Here is a 21,550-nt window from a genome sequence, read left to right on the forward strand (position 1 = left end):
GTCCACGCTCGGTCCGATCTTGTCGATCAGCAGGCCCAGCGTGTTGTAGCGCAGCTCGTTGGCGTTGGTGTTGCCGTCGATCTCGCTGGTGACGTTGCCGAACGCGTCGTAGGTCTGGCGGCGAACGGTTGACCTCCAGCGCCACCTTGGCCTTGAACGCCGGTGAGAAGTTCCGGCGTGGTCTTCTGCTCATGCTCTCGCTCCATGTCAGCCCGCTCTTCGCGGACCGCTCACAGGGCAGAGTTTTCACTCATCGCCGTGTTCAGATTTCCGGGGCCACCTTTGTGGTCCAGCGGCGCAACAAGAACGTGGCGGCGGTGGCACTCGCCAGCAAGAACGCTCGAATCGTCTGGGCGTTGCTGGCCCGTGATCGGCGTGACGAGACGGGTTACAGGAAGGCGGCCGAGGTCGCGTGATCGAACCTTTGAAGTTTCCAACTTCTTGCTGTACGCGAAATCGAGGCAGGGTCAAACTGCCTGACTTAATCTCCGCGCGCCGGGGCCAATTCGCAGCACCAAGGTACCCAAGTTCTAATTGGTGATGGTCTCTCGCGCAAAGCTCTCGATGTAGTCAACAAGACGATCGGAGGCCGCAGCGGCATCCTTAGAGTGACCCCTGGCTATCGCCTCGGCCATTTTTGAATGCAATGTGGCCGCCAGCGGAAGATCTCCAACCCTGCGATAGTGCTCGAACCAGAACCTGCGCGATAAACCGCGCATGAGCGCCATCGTCTTGGTTATGAACTCATTGCGAGCCGCTTTCCACATGCACTCATCGAGTTCTCGATCTAGCTGAGCAAAAAGCCCTTCGTCGCGCGCGCTAGCTGCATGAAGCAGAGAAGCGCCGATCTGGGCAAAATGCGCCCTCTCCTCCTCTGTTGCCCGCTCTGCTGCGAGTTGTGCGAGAAGACGTTGCACTTCCCTTCGCAACTCCAGCAATCGGAGTTGGGTGCGAATATTGGTTTCGGAAACAAGAACCCCTCGCTTGGGGAGGACCACAACCAGTCCCTCTCCGGCGAGACGCTGGAGCGCCTCTCTGATTGGTGTTCTACCAATTTCCAGCAGTTCCGACAAACCATACTCAGAAAGCACCACGCCTGGTGCTAGCTGCAGAGTAATGATCATCTCCTCAAGCCTCTTATAAGCCTGCTCGGCCAGAGTCGGCGCTTCAGTTCGGTTGGAGTTGGATTTTTGTCTCCTAGAGGAAACAGCGAGCGACTTCTTCATGCAATGCCTTTGCCGGTATAAAACGAGCCCTTCGTCAGCGCGATGGGGCAAAAAACAAGTTGTGTCCTGTTGACATGCTAGCTGAACTTGGACAGCACATGGTCCTCGGCCGCTTCGCAGTGCCCTTGCTCTGGGTCCACTGTATCTGGTCCGTTGTCCGCGACCTCTGCATCACCTACGCGAGGAAAGGTCTGCGCAACGTGATTCGCAGCGCCGATTCGGAAGCATCTTGACTACGCCACGCTACGCATGGTTGCTTCAAATCACTGCCCGTACGCGGCGCTACATGATGGTTTCGGTGCCCTTCGAGGCCGCCCCGCATAAGGCTGCGGACGCACTCATCCCTGCGCGCCCCATCAAGCTGCGCCGAGCCATCCACAGGTTCGACAGCGCGAACAGCGTGACGATCTGAACTGTGTTCTTCGCCAGGCCGCGGTACCGCACCTTCGTGTAGCCGAACTGCCGCTTTAATACACGGAACGGGTGCTCGACCTGGGCTCGGATGCTCGCCGTCAGCTTCTCCGCCTGCTCTGCCAGGAAGTCGGGCTGCAGGAATGGGTTCAGCTTGCGGCGGTCGCCGGCGCGCATCGCCACGTGCCACTGCAGCCCCTGAGCCTCGCCGCGCTTGTGAACGCCGCGGTAGCCGGCGTCGCCGAAGGCGACCTCCTCAACGCCGTGCAGCAAGCTGCCTGCCTGCGTCACGTCGTTCACGTTGGCCGACCAGCCCACGACGCTGTGCACCAGTCCCGACTCTGCATCGACGCGTTCTTCGTCGAACTCGGCGCTGCGATCAGCGTGGCGTCGACCACCTTGCACTTCTTCATCAACAGGCCCTTGGCCTGCAGGATGTCGTTGACCACTCGCAGCATGTCGGTCGCCAGGTCGTGCTTCTCCAGCAGGTGGCGGAACCTCAGGATCGTCGTCTCGTCCGGCAACCGCGCCACGTCGCCTGGCTTGGCGAACTCGCGAAACACGGGCATGTCGTGCAGCGCCTCTTCCATCGCCGGGTCGCTCAGCGCGAACCACTGCTGGAGGTAATGAACCCGCAGCATCGTCTCGATGGCAAACGGCGGCCGGCCCGTCTTCGCCTTCAGGTAGTACGGCTTCACGATCTGCACCAGCGCCGACCACGGAACCACGCGCTCCATCTCCTCCCAGAACTCCCGCTTGCGCGTCTTCTTAGTCGACAGGTTCAGGCCCAGTCCGAGTTGCTTCATGCCGCAGATCATCGCAGGGCGCTGCCGTTCACGCTACGCGGCCAGCGCCTGAGTTTTGCAGACATTCCCTAGAGCCCGAATGACGTAAGCGGCGGCAAGCGAGAGTCAGCCTCGACTCGCGTCAAGCTTCTTAGCCAGCCGACAACGGAATCTTGCTGACATCTTGAATATTACCGAGATATGTGTAAGATGCTAGACGGCCGAGACTCTGAACCCCCTCTGCCCTTTTCATATTGCAAGGAGACGTGTATGAGATTCACTGGAAAAACTGCTTTCGTGACAGGCGCCGCGAGCGGCATTGGTGAAGCCACAGCAAGGATGTTTGCGCGCGAGGGCGCGCGCGTGGTCATCGCTGACCTACTAGAGCAAGAAGGCCAAGCAGTCGCACAGTCGATTACCGAGGGGGGTGGCGAAGCATGCTTCGTCAAGCTAGACGTCACTGAAGAGGAAAACTGGAAGGAAGCCCTTCAGAAGGGGGAGCAATCCTTCGAAGCCATTCATATCGTTGTAAGCAATGCCGGCATAAGCGGTATGGTTCCTGATCATGAAAAGGTCGACTATCTCGACCGACTGACGTCAATCCATATCCGCGGCACCTTCCTAGCCATCCGCCATGGCGCCCGCGCCATCACTCGTGCAGGTGGGGGATCAATCATCACGATTTCCTCCATCGCAGCGTATGCAGGCATGCCCGGTCTCCACATGGGCTATTGCGCCGTGAAAGCCGGGGTGTTGGCCATGACGCGCTCTGCTGCAGGCGAGTACGCAAGATCAGGGATCCGGGTAAACGCCATCGTTCCCGGTCTTCTGCCCCCCATGCGAACCTCAGTGGTGTCCGCTGATCCCAAAATGCGGGAAAAGTTCTTTGAAACCGTTCCACTGGGCGGCACCGGTAAGCGAGAAGACGCCGCGAACGCAATCTTGTTTCTTGCATCAGAAGAGGCTGGGTACGTGACTGGCGCCGAGATACTGCTGGACGGCGGCTTCTTGGCATATCGATACTGAGTCTCGCCCCATGAACACCTTTGTGATGGTCCATGGGGCCTGGTCAGCAGGTTGGGCGTGGTGGCGAATGCACTCTCTCTTTTTGGCAGCGCATCACCGACTCCTGACGCCAACCTGTACGGGGCTGGGTGAACGCTCGCACTTGCTTGGACCTCGTATCGACCTGCATATGCACGTCGATGATGTCGTCCGTGCTATCGAGTCGGAGAACCTCAACCATGTCATCTTGGTCGGGCACAGCTATGGGGGAATGGTCGTGACTGGTGTGGCCGACAGAATCCCCGATCGGATTCAACAGTTGATATACATCGACGCACTACTACCGGAGTCCGATGAGTGCGCATTGGATCTCATGCCAAAGGCTCAGCGAGCCGCCATCCTGGAAGACGTCAAGAACAATGGATTCGGTTGGCTGGTCCCCCCAAGCCCACTTCCGCCGGACACCCCTGACCATGATCAAAAGCTCGCCCAAGGGAGGCGCGGACCGCAACCCCTTGCTACGTTCACATCTCCTCTATGTCTAGCGGGAGAAGCTTCAAACATCCCTTCTGCGTATATTTACTGTACGAAGACTGGTCTGTATGACACCTTTGGTCTTTCGGCGTCCCGCGCTCAAGCCCGAGAAGGGTGGAAATATTATGAGCTGCCTGCTTCGCACAACCCCCACATCACCATGCCAGAGCAACTCACCACCTTGCTCTTGTCAATTGCCGATTTAACCAACTAAAAGGCTCCTCCTCGAGTATCGACGGAGTGTGTCTGCGGCCATCGTTGCACACGTAAGGCCAGGCTCTCAACGATTCGGGAAATGCAATCGTGGCGGGGCGTCATGATCGCTCCGATTTTCATCCGATCTACATCTGTACGGGACGCCAATCGTCGTCCACACAGATCGTTGTGACGAGATTGAGCATGGAGGCTCTGCGATGAAGATGCATTTTGAGAGGGCACTATATGGAGCTTCGTCATCTGCGTTGCTTCTTGGCCGTTGCTGAAGAACTCCACTTCGCACGAGCAGCGGAGAGGCTGCACATTGAGCAGTCGCCTCTGTCGCGCGCTATCAAGGAGTTGGAGGTGGAACTCGGGGCGGTGTTATTTGCTCGCACCACTCGCAGCACTCGATTGACGCTCGCTGGCCGACTGTTCTTGGAACACGTGCGTCGCGTGTTCACTGTCTTGGAGCAAGCCCGCGATAGCGTGAAAGCGGCGGCCAATGGTTTCCATGGGCAATTGCGAGTGGCATTGTCGGACGGCATCACACCGTCGCGCCTACCGGCTCTGCTGGCGCTATGCCGACAAGAAGAGCCTGAACTTGAACTCCGATTCTTCGAGGTACCGCTATCACAGCAGATCAAAGGTCTGCACGACGATCTGTACGACGTGGGGTTTGCGCAGTCTGATGAAGTAGGTGACAGCATCGCCGCCATACCTGTATGGCGAGACGCGCTCATAGTAACGGTGCCAGCCCGGCATCCGCTGCTTGCGTACAAGCGCATTCCTTTGGAGGAGTTGCTGCGCTATCCGCTGGTTCTATGCGATCCACAAGTTTGCGAAGGCCATGCCAGATTCGTAGATCGTGTGCTACGCCGGGCCGGCACGGAGCCGTTGGTCGCAGAACGGGTTGCTACGTGCGATCTGATGATGGTGCTGGTGTCGGCTGGCCTGGCGCTTGGGTTTACGGGTGCCGCGCGCATTGCCGCTAACCCTGACGCAGGTGTGGTGGCCCGACCGCTGGCATTGCGCGTGCCGCCGCTGACAACTTACCTACTGTTCCCCGAAGGCGAGCCGTCCGATGTTCTGGCCCGGTTCATTGAGCGCGTGCAGGCCATTGAATCTCCGGAACCCCCAAGGCCCAAGCCGGGCCATCATTCCGATCCCTTGGAGGAATCCACGCCATGAAGAAGCTCATCCAGTTCCTGCTGGTGGCCGCGCTGACTGCCTGCGGCAATTCCGAGACGCCACAAACGACCAACGTTCCGGAGGCGAATATCCCGACGGTGGAAGAACTGGCGGCCAACCCCGAACGGCTCAAAGAGCTGCGCCAACAATGCAAGACGGATCGCCCCAAGCTGGGCGACGTGCTGTGCAATCGGGTAGCCGAAGCCACGCGCAAGCGGTTCTATGGCGACGGTGAAACGCCGTACACACCACCGAAGGAATCAGCCAAGTTCTGATCGTTGGCGGTTCGCAGCATCGCCTCAATATTTCTGCTCGACACGCCGCAATGCGTTATCGCTTGCGGTGTTTTTCATTGGTTCGCCCCTGCACTAATTCTGTCTTTTTGCTCGACCTTTCTGCTCGAAGCAGTCTTTGACCGGCACTGACCCGACACCCATCCTGACGCCTGCGGCACGTTCTTGTGCCGCCTTCCCCATGAGGAATCAGCGCAGGAGAAATCGGAGGCCAGGTCATGCAAGGGACGAACGTGCTGTTCGGTCAGATCGCCGTGGTATTCGGCATCGTGATCGCCGGCGTGTGGGGCGCCACACAATGGACAGCAGCGGCTCTTGGCTATCAACTACGCCTTGGCTCGCCCTGGTTTGACCTTCTCGGCACACCGATCTACCACCCGTGGAAGCTGTTTGAGTGGTGGTTCGTTTTCGATGCCTACGCGCCGCGCGTGTTCGATACCGGCGGCGCCATCGCGGGCGGCAGCGGCCTGCTGGCGGTGGTGGTCGCCATCGGCATGTCGATTTGGCGCTCGCGCCAATCGCGCCTTGTCACGACTTACGGCTCTGCCCGCTGGGCGAACGCGCAGGACATTCGCATGGCGGGCCTCACGCAGCCGGCCGGCGTGTTCCTGGGCCAGCATGACCGCCAGTACCTGCGGCATGAAGGCCCGGAACATGTCCTGACCTTCGCGCCCACGCGCTCCGGCAAGGGCGTGGGCCTGGTGGTGCCCACCTTGCTGTCCTGGCCCGCATCCGCCGTCATCCACGACATCAAGGGCGAGAACTGGCAGATCACCGCCGGCTGGCGCTCGCGCTTCTCACATTGCCTGCTGTTCAACCCGACCGATGCGAAGTCGGCGGCCTACAACCCGCTGCTGGAGGTACGGCGCGGCGCGCATGAGGTGCGCGACGTGCAGAACATCGCGGACATTCTGGTTGATCCCGAAGGCGCGCTGGAGAAGCGAAACCATTGGGAAAAGACCAGCCACGCACTGCTGGTCGGGGCCATCCTGCATGTGCTCTACGCGGGMRAGGACAAGACGCTGCGCGGCGTCGCCAACTTCCTTAGCGACCCGGCYWGCCCSTTCGAGCTGACCTTGCATCGGATGATGACCACGCCGCACCTCGGCGATGGGGCGCATCCGGTCGTCGCGTCGGCGGCGCGTGAAGTCCTCAACAAGAGCGACAACGAACGCTCGGGCGTGCTGTCCACGGCCATGTCGTTCCTCGGCCTGTACCGCGATCCCACGGTGGCCGAAGTCACTTCGCGCTGCGACTGGCGCATCGCAGACCTGATCGCGGCAGCGCATCCTGTGTCGCTGTACCTGGTGGTGCCGCCTTCGGACATTTCGCGGACGAAGCCGCTCATTCGCCTGATCCTCAACCAGATCGGTCGGCGCCTCTCCGAATCGCTCGATGGCTCCGATGGCATCGAGCGCCGCCACAAGCTGCTGCTGATGCTCGACGAGTTCCCGGCGCTGGGGCGCTTGGACTTCTTCGAGACGGCACTGGCCTTCATGGCCGGATACGGCATCCGCAGCTTCCTCATCGCGCAGTCGCTCAACCAGATCGACAAAGCCTACGGCCAGAACCATTCGATTCTCGACAACTGCCATGTGCGCGTGACGTTCGCCACGAACGACGAACGCACCGCCAAGCGGATCTCCGAGACGCTGGGCACGGCCACCGAGCTGCGTGCCCAGCGCAACTACGCGGGCCATCGGCTCGCGCCGTGGCTGGGCCACCTGATGGTGTCGCGCCAGGAGACGGCCCGCCCGCTGCTGACGCCGGGCGAAGTCATGCAGCTTCCACCCGACGAGGCAGTGGTGATGGTGTCCAGCATGGCGCCGATCAAGGCGAAGAAGCTGCGCTACTACGTGGACAGCAACTTCAAGCGTCGCGTGCTGCCGCCGCCCGCGCTGGCGGACGGGCAGTACGCCGACGCGCCGCCATCGCGGCCCGATGACTGGAGCGGGCTGGCGATTCCGCTGATGCCGGCAGCACCGGGCACGGCATCCGCCGACGACTTGGACAGCACCGACGACGGCGGCCCATGCCGTCAGCCCGAACTCTCCGAAACCGTCGCCTACGACCCCGTGCTGGCCGCGCCTGCGGCCGACCTTGGGCTGCTCGATGACGACGACGACCTGCCGCTTCCCCTTCCTCGCCAGCTTGATCCAGCCATGCAGCGCACGGCCCGGCTGGCTTCCCTCGACCCCAACGACGGAATCGAGCTATGAGCCACTACCGCCTGAACCTCTTTATCCAGCCCGAGCACGCCAAGCGGCTCGATGAGCTTGCCGCCAAGAAAGGCGTGTCCAAGTCGTCCATCGTCGCGGCGGCGCTCGCATCGTGGCTGTCGCCCGATGCCGCCGACCAGCGCGAAGCGGCCATCGCCAAGCGGCTGGATCGCCTGTCGCGCCAGGCCGAGCGCATGGAGCGCGACCAGAACATCGCCATCGAAACGCTGGCGCTGTTCATTCGCTACTACCTCACGGTCAGCACACCAGTCCCCGAGGCGCACCAAGACGCGGCACGCGCGCAGGGCAAAGCGCGCTTCGAGCAGTTCACCGAGCAGCTTGGCCGCCACCTGCTGCGGGGCCGCAGCCTGGTGCGCGACGTGGTGGAGGAACTGCATCCCGACCCGATGCGGATGGAAGACGCGGCGGCAGCCGCGCAAGCGCAGGAGCGTGCGTCATGAGTGCCGTTCCGCAGTCCATGACCGCCACGTCGCTCGACCGCCGCATCCAGATGTTGCGCACGGCGATGGGGCCGCTGATCGCCGCCGCGCTCGAAGACCCGGACGTGGTGGAGGTGATGCTGAATCCTGATCGCACCCTTTGGGTGGATCGGCTTTCTAGTGGGCGCGCGCCGATGGGCGTGGAACTGTCCGAGGCGGACGGCGAGCGAATCATCCGCCTGGTCGCGGCCCACGTCGGCGCAGAAGTCCATCGCGGCCAGCCGCTGCTGTCCGCCGAGTTGCCCGAAACCGGCGAACGCTTCGAGGGCATCTTGCCGCCGGCAGCGCCGGGGCCGGCCTTCGCGCTGCGCAAGCGTGCCATCGGCGTAATTCCGCTGGAGCGGTACGTCATCGACGGAATGATGACCAGCGCGCAAGCGGGCTTTCTCGTTCGCGCCGTGCGCGAGCGGCAGAACGTGCTGATCGCCGGCGCCACCAGCAGCGGCAAGACCACGCTCGCCAATGCTTTGCTCGCCGAAATCGCCGCCACCGGCGACCGCGTGCTGGTGCTCGAAGACACGGTGGAGCTGCAATGCGCGGCCCGTGACCACGTTCCTCTGCGCACCCGCGCAGGCGTGGTGTCCATGACCGAGCTGGTGCGCTCGTCCATGCGCCTGCGGCCTGATCGCGTCGTCGTTGGCGAAGTGCGCGGCGCCGAGGCGCTGGATCTCATCAAGGTGTGGGGCACCGGCCATCCCGGCGGCATCGCCACGATCCATGCCGGCTCCGCACTCGGCGCGCTGCTGCGCTTGGAGCAACTGATTCTCGAAGTGGCGGTGAACCCGCCCCGTGCGCTGATCGCCGAGGCGGTCAACGTGGCGATCCACATCGCCGGGCGCGGGCGCAAACGCCGCATCGAGAGCATCGCCCGCGTCGTCGGCTTCGACGGCGTGGGCTACCAACTGGCGGACGCGCTGGAAACGCCGTTTCCCGAGCTGCCGCCGCTTCCCAATGCCGCACCCGCTGCGGCGACTTCCCCATCCCCTGACTCACTTGGAGAACTGCCATGACGCAGATGACCATTCCTGCTTTCCGTTTTTCTGCAAATCCGGCTTTGCGCCACGCGCGGCTGCGCTGCCTGGCCCGCCCTGCGGGGCAAGGGCTGCTGCTGGCCGCGCTGCTGCTGTTCCTAGCCGGAACCGCGCAGGCCGCCGGTTCCTCGATGCCGTGGGAAGGCCCGCTGCAATCCATCCTCGAATCCATCCAGGGGCCGGTGGCGCGAATCGTCGCGGTCATCATCATCATCGCCACGGGCCTCGCGCTCGCCTTCGGCGACACGTCCGGCGGATTCCGCAAGCTGATCCAGATCGTCTTCGGTCTGTCCATCGCGTTTGCGGCTTCCAGCTTCTTCCTGTCGTTCTTCAGCTTCTCCGGCGGGGCGGTCGTATGAGTGCCCCGGACACCTTCAGGGACGGCTTCGAGGTGCCGCTGCATCGCTCACTGACCGAGCCGATTCTGCTTGGCGGTGCGCCGCGCACCGTGGCGATCGCCAACGGCACGCTGGCCGCCGCTGTCGGCTTGGGCCTGCAACTGTGGATTCCCGGCGTGGTGCTCTGGATCGTCGGCCATTCGCTGGCGGTGTGGGGTGCGCGCGTCGATCCGCAGTTCATGCAGGTCTTCGCCCGGCACATCAAGCACCGCCCGCTGCTGGACGTGTGAGGGGAGGACGCCGCGATGCTGAATCTCGCCGAATACCGCCAGCGCCCGGCCTTGCTTGCCGACTGGCTGCCCTGGGCCGGGCTGGTCGCGCCGGGCCTCGTCTTGAACAAGGACGGCAGTTTCCAGCGCACGGCCCGGTTTCGCGGGCCTGACCTCGACAGCGCGACGCAAGGCGAGCTGGTCGCCACGTCGGCGCGGTTGAACAATGCGCTGCGCCGCATGGGATCGGGCTGGGCGCTATTCATCGAAGCCGAGCGCCGGCCTGCGGCCGACTATCCGCACTCGGAGTTTCCCGAGCCGCTTTCGTGGGTGGTGGAGGAAGAACGCCGGGCCGCCTTCGAGGAATCGGGTAATCACTTCGAGAGCGGCTATCACCTGACGCTGCTTTACCTGCCGCCGGAAGAATCCCGCGCTCGTGCAGCCAGGATGCTCTACGAGAACACGCCGACGAATGGCGTGGACTGGCGCGAGCGGCTGCAAGCCTTCGTCGCGGAAACGGATCGCGTCATCGACCTGCTCGACAGCGTGATGCCGGAAATTGACTGGCTCGATGACGCGCAGACGCTGACCTACCTGCACGCGACCATCTCGACGCTGCGCTATCGCGTGGGCGTGCCCGAAGTGCCGTTCCACATCGACGCGCTGCTGACCGATTCCGCGCTGGTCGGCGGCCTGGCGCCCATGCTGGGCGACCAGCACCTGCGCGTGGTGTCGGTGCGAGGTTTCCCGACCTCGACCTGGCCGGGGATTCTGGACGACCTCAACCGCCTGGGGTTTGGGTATCGCTGGAGCACGCGCTTTCTGTGCCTCGACAAATCCGAGGCGGAACGGGGGTTGGGGCGCTTGCGCCGCCAGTGGTTCGCCAAGCGCAAGAACGTCATCGCGCTGTTGCGCGAAACGATCTTCCAGCAGGAAAGCCCGCTGGTCGATACCGACGCGAACAACAAGGCGGCGGACGCGGATGCCGCCTTGCAGGAACTGGGCAGCGATCAAGTCGCCTTCGGCTACCTGACGGCGACCGTCACCGTCATGGACGAGGACGCCGGCGCAGCCGACGAGAAGCTGCGCATGGTGGAGCGTGCCATCCAGGGCCGGGGCTTCGTCACCATTCCCGAAACGCTCAACGCCGTGGATGCGTGGCTGTCGTCCATTCCGGGCAACGCCTACGCCAACGTGCGTCAGCCCATCGTCTCGACGCTGAACCTGGCGCACATGATGCCGGTATCGGCGGTATGGGCCGGGCCGGAGAAGAACGACCATCTCGACGGCCCGCCGCTGATCGTCACGCGCACCGATGGCGCCACGCCGTTCCGGCTGGTGACGCACATCGGCGACGTGGGCCACACGCTGGTCGCGGGGCCGACTGGCATGGGCAAGTCGGTCTTGCTTGCCACGCTGGCGATGCAGTTCCGCCGCTACCGCGGCTCGCGCATCTTCGCCTTCGACATGGGGCGCTCGATGCGAGCCACGATCCTCGGGCTGGGCGGCGAGCACTACGACCTCGGCACGGATGGCGAAATCGCTTTCCAGCCGCTCGCACGCATCGACCGCGAGGGCTACCGCACCTGGGCCGCCGAATGGATCGAAGGCCGCTTGCTGCACGAAGGCGTGGCGGTCGGCCCAGACGAGAACGCGGCCATCTGGTCGGCGCTGGGAAGTCTCGCCGGTGCGCCGGTGGAGCAGCGCACGATGACCGGGCTTTCCGTGCTGCTGCAATCGAACACGCTTCGGCAGGCGTTGTCGCCCTATGTGCTGGGTGGCGCGCACGGCAAGCTGCTGGACGCCGACCACGACCGGCTGGGCATGGCCGACGTGCAGTGCTTCGAGATGGAGGAGCTGATGCACAGCAAGGCCGCCGTCATGGCCGTGCTGCATTACCTTTTTGCGCGTTTCGATGAACGCTTCGACGGGGCGCCCACGCTGCTGATCCTCGATGAAGCGTGGCTGTTCCTCGACGACCCGGTGTTTGCCGCACGCATCCGCCAGTGGCTCAAGACGCTGCGCAAGAAGAACGTCAGCGTCATCTTCGCCACGCAGAGCCTCGCCGACATCAAGGATTCGAGCATCGCGCCCGCGATCATCGAGAGCTGCGCGAGTCGGATTTTCTTGCCCAACCCGCAGGCGACGGAACCGCAGATTCGCACGATCTACGAAGGCTTCGGCCTGAACAGCCGGCAGATCGAGATCGTCGCCACCGCGAGCCCCAAGCGCGACTACTACTACCAATCCCGCCTCGGCAATCGCCTGTTCGACCTCGACCTGGGGCAGGCGGCGCTGGCCTTCGCGGGCGCTTCCACGCCGCAAGACCAGCGCGACATAGACCGCGTGCTGCTGGACGCCGGCGTGCCCGGCTTCGCGGGCGCCTGGCTGCGCCATCGCGGCCTCGATTGGGCGGCCGACCTGCTGGCCTCGTTCCCCGGCCTCGCGCCGGGTTCTTTCCGTACCACCGACCACCCACAGGAGAACCTGCCATGAAAAAGCGTCTTGTCGCCGCCGCCATCTCGGCCATGCTTTGCACTGCCACCGCCCACGCGCAATGGGTTGTGATCGACCCCACGAACCTCGTGCAGAACACGCTGACCGCGATCCGCACGCTGGAGCAGATCAATAACCAGATCCAGCAGCTCCAGAACGAAGCGCAGATGCTGATGAATCAGGCGCGCAACCTCGCCAGCCTGCCGTCCAGCGTGGTCGGCCAGTTGCGCGCCAATCTGGCGACCACGCAGCGGCTGATCGACCAGGCGCGCGGCCTGGCCTACGACGTGACGAATCTGGATCGGGAGTTCCAGCGCCTGTATCCCGAGCAGTACGCCGCCACCGTCAGCGGCGACCAGATGTACCGCGATGCGCAGGAGCATTGGCGGAACACGCTCAACGGCTTGCAGACCACCATGCGGATGCAGGCCCAGGTGTCGCAGAACCTGGGCGAAGACGAAAGCGTGCTGGCCGACCTCGTGGGCAAGAGCCAGTCGGCCGAAGGCGCGCTGCAAGCCATGCAGGCCATGAACCAGTTGCTGGCCTTGCAGGCCAAGCAGTCGATCCAGTCGCAGCGGCTCCAGATCACGCAAGATCGGGCCGCCTCGCTGGAGTTGGCACGGCAGACCGCGGCCACGGAACGCGCCCGCGAGGTGCGGCGGCGTTTCCTGGGCGATGGCACGCCATACACGCCGCAGCGCGTGGATTTCTACGGCAACTGACGGGAGGCCGCTATGCGATGCGTCCTCGTCCCGTCTGTTCTGGTACTTGCTGCGCTGCTGGCCGCTTGCAGCGAACAGCCGGCTGACCACCTTGCCGATGCCTTGGCCGCCGATCCCTTGCGGCTCAAGGCATTGCGCGCGCAATGCGCGGACGACCGGCAGGCCACGGGCGAGGACGCTTGCCGCGCCGCCGCCGAAGCCTTCCGGCGGCGCTTCTTCTCCGGCCAGGCTGGGCCGGATGAATACCAGACGCTGGCCGACCTGCCGCCGATCCCGCCGAGCTTCGAGGAACCGGCCGATGGCATGGCGCCGGCCGTTCCCGCCGAACCGAAGGACACGCCATGAATGACGTGACCATCATCGACCAATTCCTCAACACCTTTGCCGCTTATATCGACTCGGGTTTCGGGCTGCTGCGGGGCGAAGTGGCGTTCCTCACGGCCACGCTGATCGTCATCGACATGACGATCGCCGGCCTGTATTGGGCCATGAGCCATGCCACCGGCCAGGGCGAGGACGTGATCGCCAAGCTGCTGCGCAAGGTGCTCTACGTCGGTGCCTTCGCCTACATCATCAATAACTTCAACTGGCTGGCCAGCATCGTGTTCCGCTCGTTTGCGGGATTGGGCATCACAGCCACCGGCTCGGCCATCACGATGGAGAACTTCTTGCAGCCGGGCCGGCTGGCGAAAACCGGCATCGACGCCGGGGCGCCGATTCTGGAGCAGATCGGCGAGATGGCGGGCTTTCCCGAAGTGTTTGTGAACCTCGACCCCATCGTGGTGATGTTCCTCGCGTGGCTGGTCGTGGTCTTGTGCTTCTTCGTGCTGGCGATCCAACTGTTCATCACGCTGATCGAGTTCAAGCTGACCACGCTCGCCGGATTCGTGTTGGTGCYGTTCGCGCTCTGGAACAAGACCGCGTTCCTCGCCGAGAAGGTCTTGGGCAACGTGGTGGCCTCCGGCGTCAAGGTGCTGGTGCTGGCCGTGATCGTCGGTATCGGCTCAGGCTTGTTCGCTCAGTTCCAAGTCCATCCTGCCGAGCCGTCCATCGACCACGCGCTGGTCATCATGCTGGCCTCGCTCACCTTGCTGGCGCTCGGGATCTTCGGCCCCGGCATCGCCACGGGCCTCGTCTCCGGTGCGCCGCAGCTCGGCGCTGGCGCAATGGCCGGTGCTGCTGTCGGCGCTGCCGGCACGGCCGTCGCCATCGGCGCCGCCGCGACGGGCGTGGGTGGCGCCGTGGCTGCTGGTGCGCGCATGGCCCCGGCTGCCGCCAAGCTGGCCGGTAGCGGTGCGCGCGCCGCTACGTCGGCGGCCAGCAGTGCGAAGTCGGCGTTTCAGGCCGGTTCCGCCGCCGCTGGCGGCGGCGCAAAGGGCGCGATGGCGGGCCTGGGCAACGTCGCCAAGACCGGCGCGCGGGCGGCCGGGCGAGGCGCTGCATCCCGCGCTTCCGCTGCCGGGCAACGCATGGCCGCTCCCTTCCACGCTGGCTGGAATGGCGCTGCTGCCGATGGTGGCGCGGGCGCGGCATTCGGTCAGGGTGCCGCAGGCGAGGCCGCATCCGGCGCCGCTACGGCGCAGACACAGGAACGGCCCGCTTGGGCCAAGCGCCTGCATCGCCGCCAGCAACTCACCCACGCCGCGACCACCACCGCCCACACGCTGCGCGGTGGCGATGGCGGCGGCTCCGGCCAGGGGCCGAGCCTGCGCGGCTCCGACGAATAAAGCGATTCATAAGGAGAACTGACCATGCGATTCAAGAAGCCGCAGGTGCGCTATGCCGACACGCCGCAACCTGCCACGCCGTACCAAGCCGCCGGCCAGGTGTGGGACGACCGTATCGGCTCGCCGCGCGTGCAGGCGAAGAACTGGCGGCTGATGGCCTTCGGCTGCCTGACGCTCGCGCTGCTGATGGCTGGCGGCCTGGTGTGGCGCTCGGCGCAGTCCATCGTGACGCCCTACGTCGTGGAGGTGGACAACGCGGGCCAGGTCCGCGCCGTGGGCGAGGCCGCCACGTCGTACCGGCCCACTGATGCGCAGCAGGCGTACTACATCGCGCGCTTTGTGACGCTGGTGCGCTCGCTGTCCATCGACCCCATCGTCGTCCGCCAGAACTGGCTGGACGCCTACGACTACACGACCGACAAGGGCGCAGCGGTGCTCAACGACTACGCGCGTGTGAACGATCCGTTCGCACGCATCGGCAAGGAGTCGGTGACGGTGCATATCACCAGCGTCGTGCGAGCCAGCAACACCTCGTTCAACGTGCGCTGGACGGAACGCCGCTACGTCAACGGCGCCGCGGCCGGGCTGGAGCGGTGGACGGCCGTGGTGACCATCGTGCTCCAGCTACCACGCACCGAAGAACGCCTGCGCCGCAATCCCTTGGGCATCTACGTCAATGGTCTGTCGTGGAGCCGCGAGCTGGATTCTTCCGAAGGAGCCAAGCCATGAATGATCTTCTCCGTAAATCCGCTTTGCCAGTGATCCTGCTTGCATCCACCGCCTTGTTTTCGGGCTGCGCCACGCAGGGCAAGCCGCCGCCCGTGATCTCGCTCGATGAGCCGGTGCTTGCCCAGCCGCTGCCAGAACCTCCTGCGCCGGTGGAGGTGGTGGCCGTGCCCGAGGTGCTGCCGATGCCGGCGCAGTTGAAGCCGTTGCCCGAAGCCGAGGACGCCAAGCCCATGCCGGAGCCGGCAGACGAGAAGGTGCGCGTCTCGCGCGCCAATGCCGAGGCCCGCGTCGCACCTACGCGCGAGGGCTACGTCAACGCGATTCAGGTGTGGCCGTTCACCGACGGCGCGCTGTATCAGGTCTATGCGGCCGTGGGCCGCGTGACCGTGGTTTCGCTCCAGCCGGGCGAGGAGCTGGTGACGGTCGCCGCCGGAGATACCGTGCGCTGGATCGTGGGCGACACGTCCAGCGGACGCGGTGCCGAGTTGCGCGTGAACGTGCTCGTTAAGCCGATCCGCTCGGGCCTCAGGACCAATCTTGTCATCACCACCAGCCGCAGGACGTACCTGTTGGAGCTGGCCTCGACGGAAAAGACGTGGATGGCGTCGGCGTCCTGGGAATATCCGCGCGACCGGATGCTGGCCTTGCAGCGCCAGGCGCAGGCGGCCAGCGCAGTCGCGCCGGTGGATTCCGGCTTGTCGTTGGAGAACCTGCGCTTCCGCTACGCGGTCAGCGGCAGTAATCCGCCGTGGAAGCCGCTGCGCGCCTTCGACGACGGGCAGAAGGTCTATATCCAGTTCCCCGCCGGCATCGCGCAAGGCGAGCTGCCGCCGCTGTTCGTGATCGGGCCGGAAGGCGACGGGCAACTGGTCAATTACCGCTTCCGCTCGCCGTACTACATCGTGGATCGGCTGTTCGGCGCGGCCGAACTGCGCCTGGGCGGTGACAAGGGCGACGTGGTGCGGATCAAGCGCACGGACGGCGTCGCGCGGAGGAACTGACCATGAGCCAGGACGACACCCCCGACCTCGCCACGCCGCAGGCGGACAAGGTCGCACCGGAGGCGGTGGCGCTGCGCGCCCAGCCGCGCCCGGTCACACGCCTGAACCGGCGCACGCTGGCCATCCTCGTTGGCGGCCTATCGGTCGCCGTGCTCGGCGCCACGATTTGGTCGCTGCAGCCCCCGCGGCGCGCGGCCAGTGAGCAGACCGAGCTTTACAACGTCGAGCGCGTGTCGAAGTCCGAAGGTCTGGATGGCCTGCCGGCGGACTACTCGAAGCTGCCGCCGAAGTTACCCGAATTGGGGCCGCCGCTGCCGGGCGATCTTGGCCCCGCCATCGTCAACTCGCAGCAGCCCGTGACGCCAGCATATGCGCCACCGGGCCATGATCCCGAGGATGCCTTGCGCAAGGAGGCCGATGCAGCGGCGGCTTCGTCGGTGTTCTTCCGCTCGGGTGGCCAACGTGCAGCCACGGTGGCGCAGGCAGCGCCGGTGGCGCCTGGCGCAGCAAGCACGCTCGCGGCCTTCGATCCGCTCGCCGGCGGGCCGGCCTCGACGGCGGCCCAGCCTGCCGACCCGACTGCCGTGCAGAACCGGCAAGACCAGAAGGAGGCGTTCCTGAAAGGCGGCGCTACGGAAACCCGCAACTCCGGCAACTTGGCGCTGCCGGCGTCGCCCTATCAGGTGATGGCCGGAACGGTGATCGCTGGCGCCTTGGTCACGGGCATCAAATCAGACTTGCCGGGCGACGTGATCGCCACGGTGACAGAGCCGGTCTTTGACACGGCCACAGGCAAGTTCCTGCTGATCCCGCAGGGATCGCGCATCCTCGGGCGCTACAACAGCCAGGTCAGCTACGGGCAGAGCCGCGTACAGGTAGTGTGGAACCGGATCATCCTGCCCGACACGTCCTCGCTCACGCTCGACAACCTTGTCGGCACCGACCCGGCCGGTTACGCCGGCCTGGAAGACGATGTGAACTGGCATTGGAATCGCATCGTCGCGGGCGCTGTGCTGACGACGCTGCTGGGCGTCGGCGCCGAGCTGGCCGCGCCTGATAACCGCCAGAACGGCAACCGCATCGTCATCGCCGGCCGTGACAGCGCCCAGGACAGCATCAACCAGGTCGGCCAGGAGATCACCCGGCGCAACATGAACATACAGCCGACGTTGACGGCGCGCCCCGGCTTGCCGGTGCGAGTCATCGTTAACCGGGATCTCGTGCTGCGGCCCTATCAGCCGCTGTTCTTCAACCGGGGAGCTTCGCAATGAGCACGACCAAGAAGCTGCGGCTCGGGCCGCTGCCCAAGACCGAGAGCGTCAAGCTGACATTCGCGTGCCCGGCCAGCCTGAAAGCCGACCTCGACCGCTATGCCGCGCTGCACGCGCAGTCGTATGGCGAAGCGGTCGATGCCGCGACGCTGATCCCGCACATGCTGGAGGCATTCATGGCTGGGGATCGAGGCTTCAAGCGCACGCAGCCCAAGAACGGAAAAGCCGCCCCTGCGTGAACAGGGGCGGCTCTAGATTGGTGCCCGAGGCCGGAATCGAACCGGCATGACCGTAAGGTCGAGGGATTTTCTTACCACTTCGACTTTCGCCGCCAACGCGCATGCGCTGTTCGTGGTCTGGAGCACGCCTTCACCATAGCCTTGCGGCCGTAGGTGCCCGCCGTCTGCTCTCTACACCTTCCCAAACTGTTGCTTGGGCTTGGCTCGGCGTTGGCTCGGGTGCAGAAGCATCCAGGGCTTTCGCCGATTTTGACGGGCTTCACTCCGGGCGTTTCCCCCCGAAGGCTCAAATTGTTCAAGTCCCTTGTGTCTACCGATTTCACCACTCGGGCGTAGCGTGCAATGCGCTGGAAACACCTACCTCCATCTACTGGCGCCTAGCTGGCTCCTGACCGTCAAGCCAAGCTATGAAGCTGCATCATGGACGCTCGCAAACCGTTGTCACTATTGGCCTTCTGGCCCGTTGGCGCAAGCAAGAAGGACTTGACAAAACAGATTTTAAGTCCGATGTGTCTACCAATTTCACCATCCGGGCGTCAGGTTGGACATCGACGATAACCCAAACAAAACAAGCCCCGGCAACGTCGGTTGGCGGGGCTTGGTATTCGGGGTCGAATCAGTTTGAACCGAGAGAGTGGAGGCGCGATCCGGAGTCGAACCGGACTAGACGGATTTGCAATCCGTTGCATAACCGCTTTGCTATCGCGCCACGCAGAAATACGAAATCAAACTAGCGAAAAAAAGGGAAGCTGGAGCTTCCCTTTTTCAAAACTGGAGCGGGAAAAGAGTCTCGAACTCTCGACCTCAACCTTGGCAAGGTTGCGCTCTACCAACTGAGCTATTCCCGCGTTTCGAGCCTTGAAGTATATACCAATTCTTCGAGGCCCCGCAACTCTTGAAGGCGCCGATCAGTGTTTGACCGAGCCTTCAGAAGCCGGTGAAGTACCGCGCTGCTTGGCCAGTTCGGCCATTGCAGCAGCGGATGCAGCCACTTCCTCATCGGACAGCGGTTCGGGCATTTTCTCGAGAGCGATCTCGAGCACCTTGTCGATCCACTTCACAGGCACGATCTCGAGGCCGTTCTTCACGTTCTCGGGAATGTCCTGCAGGTCCTTGGCGTTCTCTTCCGGAATCAGCACGGTCTTGATGCCGCCACGCAGGGCCGCCAGCAGCTTTTCCTTCAGGCCGCCGATGGCCGTGACCTCGCCTCGCAGCGTGATCTCGCCCGTCATGGCGACGTCTCCGCGTACGGGGATGCCGGTGAGCGCCGACACGAAGGCCGTCGTCATCGCTGCACCGGCGCTCGGGCCGTCCTTCGGCGTCGCTCCATCGGGCACGTGGATGTGGATATCGCGCTTCTCGAACACTTCGTCCTTGATGCCCAGGCGGCGCGAGCGGCTGCGCACCACGGTGCGCGCGGCCTCGACCGATTCCTTCATCACGTCGCCCAGCGAGCCGGTGCGGCTGATGATGCCCTTGCCGGGCATGGTGACCGCCTCGATCGTCAGCAGGTCGCCGCCAACTTCGGTCCAAGCGAGGCCGACCACCTGGCCGACCTGGTTCTGCTTCTCGGCCAGGCCGAAGGTGTACTTGCGCACGCCGAGGAAGTCGTTGAGGTTCGCGCCGGTGACCGTGACCTTCGGCGTGAGCTGCTTCAGCAACAGCCCCTTCACCACCTTGCGGCAGATCTTCGACAGCTCGCGTTCGAGCGAACGCACACCCGCCTCGCGCGTGTAGTAGCGCACGATGTCGCGCACCGCTTCCTCGGTGACCGCGAGCTCTTCGTCCTTGACGCCGTTGTTCTTCATCTGCTTGGGCAGCAGGTACTTGATCGCGATGTTGGTCTTCTCGTCCTCGGTGTAGCCCGAGAGGCGGATGACTTCCATGCGGTCCAGCAGCGCCGGCGGGATGTTCATCGAGTTCGAGGTGGCGACGAACATGACGTCGCTCAGGTCGAAGTCGACTTCCACGTAGTGGTCGCCGAAGGTGTGATTCTGCTCGGGGTCGAGCACCTCGAGCAGCGCGCTCGAAGGATCGCCGCGGAAGTCCGTGCCCAGCTTGTCGATTTCGTCGAGCAGGAACAGCGGATTGCGCGTGCCGATCTTGCTCAGCCCCTGCAGCACCTTGCCCGGCAGCGCGCCGATGTAGGTGCGGCGGTGGCCGCGGATCTCGGCTTCGTCGCGCATCCCGCCCAGCGCCATGCGGGTGTACTTGCGGCCGGTCGCCTTGGCGATCGACTGTCCCAGCGAGGTCTTGCCCACGCCCGGAGGCCCCACGAGGCACAGGATCGGCGCCTTGACCTTGTCCACGCGCTGCTGCACCGCGAGATATTCGAGGATGCGGTCCTTGACCTTCTCCAGGCCGTAGTGGTCGGCATTGAGCACGGCCTCGGCATTGGCGAGGTCGTGCTTGATCTTGGTCTTCTTGCTCCAGGGCAGGCCAACCAGCACGTCGATGTAGTTGCGCACCACGGTGGCCTCGGCCGACATGGGCGACATGAGCTTTAGCTTCTTGAGCTCGCCCTCGGCCTTCTTCAGGCCTTCCTTGGACATCTTCGCGAGCTTGATCTTCTTCTCGATCTCCTCGATGTCCGCGCCCTCTTCGCCTTCGCCGAGCTCCTTCTGGATGGCCTTGACCTGCTCGTTGAGGTAGAAGTCGCGCTGGTTCTTTTCCATCTGGCGCTTCACGCGGCCGCGGATCTTCTTGTCGACGTTCAGGATGTCGACCTCGCGCTCGAGCTGGCCGAACAGGTTCTCCAGGCGCGCCTTGACGTCGTCGAGGTCGAGCACGGCCTGCTTGTTGTCGAGCTTGAGCGGCAGGTGTGCGGCGATGGTGTCGGCAAGGCGGCCCGGATCGTCGATGCTCGAGATCGAGGTCAGGATCTCGGGCGGAATCTTCTTGTTCAGCTTGACGTACTGGTCGAACTGCTGCATCACCGCGCGGCGCAGGGCCTCGACCTCGGTGCCTTTCTCGCCGCCTTCGGGCGCCTCCAGGGGCGTCACGTTGGCCGAGAAATGGGTCTCGCCGTCATCGATGCGGTTCACGCGGGCGCGCTGCTGGCCTTCGACCAGCACCTTCACCGTGCCGTCGGGCAGCTTGAGCATCTGCAGGATGGTCGAGACGCAGCCGACCTCGAACATGTCCTCGACGGAGGGCTCGTCCTTGGCGGCGGCCTTCTGGGCTACCAGCATGATGCGGCGCTCCGCCTCCATGGCCAGTTCGAGCGCCTTGATGCTCTTGGGGCGACCCACGAACAGCGGGATCACCATGTGGGGAAACACCACGACGTCGCGCAGCGGCAGCAGCGGCAGGTCGAGGGCCTCGGGAGGCAGAGGGGTATGGCCAGACATGCAGATCCTTCGCGTCTT

General features: G+C 64.2%; 19 protein-coding genes, 2 tRNA genes and 3 pseudogenes. 18 read left to right on the forward strand and 6 right to left on the reverse strand.

Annotated features, from left to right (window positions below; translation table 11 throughout):
- Positions 1 to 99, reverse strand: a pseudogene (locus tag QMO14_RS33400) (hypothetical protein); the annotation flags it as partial.
- 185 nt (positions 100 to 284) lie between these two features.
- On the opposite strand from QMO14_RS33400, the pseudogene QMO14_RS18775 reads away from it, so the two are divergent.
- Positions 285 to 416 (forward strand): annotated as a pseudogene (locus QMO14_RS18775) (IS110 family transposase); the annotation flags it as partial.
- 114 nt (positions 417 to 530) lie between these two features.
- On the opposite strand, the gene QMO14_RS18780 reads toward QMO14_RS18775, so the two are convergent.
- Positions 531 to 1,226, reverse strand: a complete 696-nt coding sequence (locus QMO14_RS18780; protein WP_082548890.1) for a GntR family transcriptional regulator — start codon at positions 1,224 to 1,226, stop codon at positions 531 to 533.
- A 282-nt stretch (positions 1,227 to 1,508) separates the two neighbouring features.
- A pseudogene (locus tag QMO14_RS18785) lies at positions 1,509 to 2,443 on the reverse strand (transposase).
- A gap of 249 nt (positions 2,444 to 2,692) precedes the next feature.
- Here QMO14_RS18785 and QMO14_RS18790 point away from each other — a divergent pair.
- The 17 genes from QMO14_RS18790 (at position 2,693) to QMO14_RS18870 (ending at position 18,182) form a co-directional block, all read left to right on the forward strand.
- Entirely contained in the window at positions 2,693 to 3,448 is a 756-nt protein-coding gene (locus QMO14_RS18790; protein WP_056581660.1) for an SDR family NAD(P)-dependent oxidoreductase, read from the forward strand.
- A gap of 10 nt (positions 3,449 to 3,458) precedes the next feature.
- Positions 3,459 to 4,175, forward strand: a complete 717-nt coding sequence (locus tag QMO14_RS18795) for an alpha/beta fold hydrolase (protein ID WP_082548893.1) — start codon at positions 3,459 to 3,461, stop codon at positions 4,173 to 4,175.
- 227 nt (positions 4,176 to 4,402) lie between these two features.
- The gene (locus QMO14_RS18800) at positions 4,403 to 5,347 is read left to right on the forward strand and encodes a LysR family transcriptional regulator (RefSeq protein WP_066123738.1); all 945 of its coding nucleotides are present in this window, start codon (positions 4,403 to 4,405) and stop codon (positions 5,345 to 5,347) included.
- Positions 5,344 to 5,622: an EexN family lipoprotein gene (locus QMO14_RS18805; protein WP_056581661.1), complete on the forward strand. Its 279-nt coding sequence runs from the start codon at positions 5,344 to 5,346 to the stop codon at positions 5,620 to 5,622. The genes QMO14_RS18800 and QMO14_RS18805 overlap by 4 nt, the downstream gene beginning before the upstream one ends.
- A gap of 236 nt (positions 5,623 to 5,858) precedes the next feature.
- Positions 5,859 to 7,859 carry a conjugal transfer protein TraG gene (locus tag QMO14_RS18810; protein WP_301508960.1) on the forward strand — a complete coding sequence of 667 codons (2,001 nt, stop codon included), beginning with the start codon at positions 5,859 to 5,861 and terminating at the stop codon, positions 7,857 to 7,859.
- Positions 7,856 to 8,320: a ribbon-helix-helix protein, CopG family gene (locus tag QMO14_RS18815; RefSeq protein ID WP_003111089.1), complete on the forward strand. Its 465-nt coding sequence runs from the start codon at positions 7,856 to 7,858 to the stop codon at positions 8,318 to 8,320. The genes QMO14_RS18810 and QMO14_RS18815 overlap by 4 nt, the downstream gene beginning before the upstream one ends.
- Positions 8,317 to 9,369 (forward strand): P-type conjugative transfer ATPase TrbB, encoded by a 1,053-nt coding sequence (trbB, locus tag QMO14_RS18820; RefSeq protein WP_056581667.1) that lies wholly within the window; start codon positions 8,317 to 8,319, stop codon positions 9,367 to 9,369. The genes QMO14_RS18815 and trbB overlap by 4 nt, the downstream gene beginning before the upstream one ends.
- Positions 9,366 to 9,749: a TrbC/VirB2 family protein gene (locus QMO14_RS18825; RefSeq protein ID WP_056581670.1), complete on the forward strand. Its 384-nt coding sequence runs from the start codon at positions 9,366 to 9,368 to the stop codon at positions 9,747 to 9,749. The genes trbB and QMO14_RS18825 overlap by 4 nt, the downstream gene beginning before the upstream one ends.
- On the forward strand, positions 9,746 to 10,018 hold the full coding sequence (locus QMO14_RS18830) for a VirB3 family type IV secretion system protein (protein WP_056581671.1): 273 nt from the start codon (positions 9,746 to 9,748) through the stop codon (positions 10,016 to 10,018). Before QMO14_RS18825 ends, QMO14_RS18830 begins: the two co-directional genes overlap by 4 nt.
- A gap of 15 nt (positions 10,019 to 10,033) precedes the next feature.
- Positions 10,034 to 12,493 (forward strand): conjugal transfer protein TrbE, encoded by a 2,460-nt coding sequence (gene trbE, locus QMO14_RS18835; protein WP_301508961.1) that lies wholly within the window; start codon positions 10,034 to 10,036, stop codon positions 12,491 to 12,493.
- On the forward strand, positions 12,490 to 13,215 hold the full coding sequence (trbJ, locus tag QMO14_RS18840; protein WP_056581676.1) for a P-type conjugative transfer protein TrbJ: 726 nt from the start codon (positions 12,490 to 12,492) through the stop codon (positions 13,213 to 13,215). The genes trbE and trbJ overlap by 4 nt, the downstream gene beginning before the upstream one ends.
- A 12-nt stretch (positions 13,216 to 13,227) precedes the next feature.
- Entirely contained in the window at positions 13,228 to 13,560 is a 333-nt protein-coding gene (locus QMO14_RS18845; protein ID WP_056581679.1) for an EexN family lipoprotein, read from the forward strand.
- Positions 13,557 to 14,942 (forward strand): P-type conjugative transfer protein TrbL, encoded by a 1,386-nt coding sequence (gene trbL, locus QMO14_RS18850; RefSeq protein ID WP_301508962.1) that lies wholly within the window; start codon positions 13,557 to 13,559, stop codon positions 14,940 to 14,942. Before QMO14_RS18845 ends, trbL begins: the two co-directional genes overlap by 4 nt.
- 24 nt (positions 14,943 to 14,966) lie before the next feature.
- A complete protein-coding gene (trbF, locus tag QMO14_RS18855; RefSeq protein WP_066116900.1) occupies positions 14,967 to 15,671 on the forward strand; it encodes a conjugal transfer protein TrbF in 705 nt (234 codons plus the stop codon).
- Positions 15,668 to 16,672: a P-type conjugative transfer protein TrbG gene (gene trbG / locus QMO14_RS18860; RefSeq protein WP_056581687.1), complete on the forward strand. Its 1,005-nt coding sequence runs from the start codon at positions 15,668 to 15,670 to the stop codon at positions 16,670 to 16,672. The genes trbF and trbG overlap by 4 nt, the downstream gene beginning before the upstream one ends.
- 2 nt (positions 16,673 to 16,674) lie before the next feature.
- Positions 16,675 to 17,943, forward strand: a complete 1,269-nt coding sequence (locus QMO14_RS18865; RefSeq protein WP_056581690.1) for a TrbI/VirB10 family protein — start codon at positions 16,675 to 16,677, stop codon at positions 17,941 to 17,943.
- Positions 17,940 to 18,182: a DUF2274 domain-containing protein gene (locus QMO14_RS18870; protein ID WP_056581693.1), complete on the forward strand. Its 243-nt coding sequence runs from the start codon at positions 17,940 to 17,942 to the stop codon at positions 18,180 to 18,182. The genes QMO14_RS18865 and QMO14_RS18870 overlap by 4 nt, the downstream gene beginning before the upstream one ends.
- A gap of 635 nt (positions 18,183 to 18,817) precedes the next feature.
- On the opposite strand, the gene QMO14_RS18875 is transcribed toward QMO14_RS18870, so the two are convergent.
- The 3 genes from QMO14_RS18875 to lon all read right to left on the reverse strand — a co-directional run bounded on the left by QMO14_RS18875 (position 18,818) and on the right by lon (position 21,532).
- Positions 18,818 to 18,891: transfer RNA gene (locus tag QMO14_RS18875), tRNA-Cys, on the reverse strand.
- Between the two features lie 63 nt (positions 18,892 to 18,954).
- A tRNA-Gly gene (locus QMO14_RS18880) sits at positions 18,955 to 19,030 on the reverse strand.
- Between the two features lie 60 nt (positions 19,031 to 19,090).
- Entirely contained in the window at positions 19,091 to 21,532 is a 2,442-nt protein-coding gene (gene lon / locus QMO14_RS18885) for an endopeptidase La (RefSeq protein ID WP_301508963.1), read from the reverse strand.
- Positions 21,533 to 21,550 lie beyond the last annotated feature (18 nt).

The organism is Variovorax sp. CAN15 (genome assembly GCF_030462475.1).
In the GTDB taxonomy this organism is placed as follows: Bacteria; Pseudomonadota; Gammaproteobacteria; order Burkholderiales; family Burkholderiaceae_C; genus Variovorax.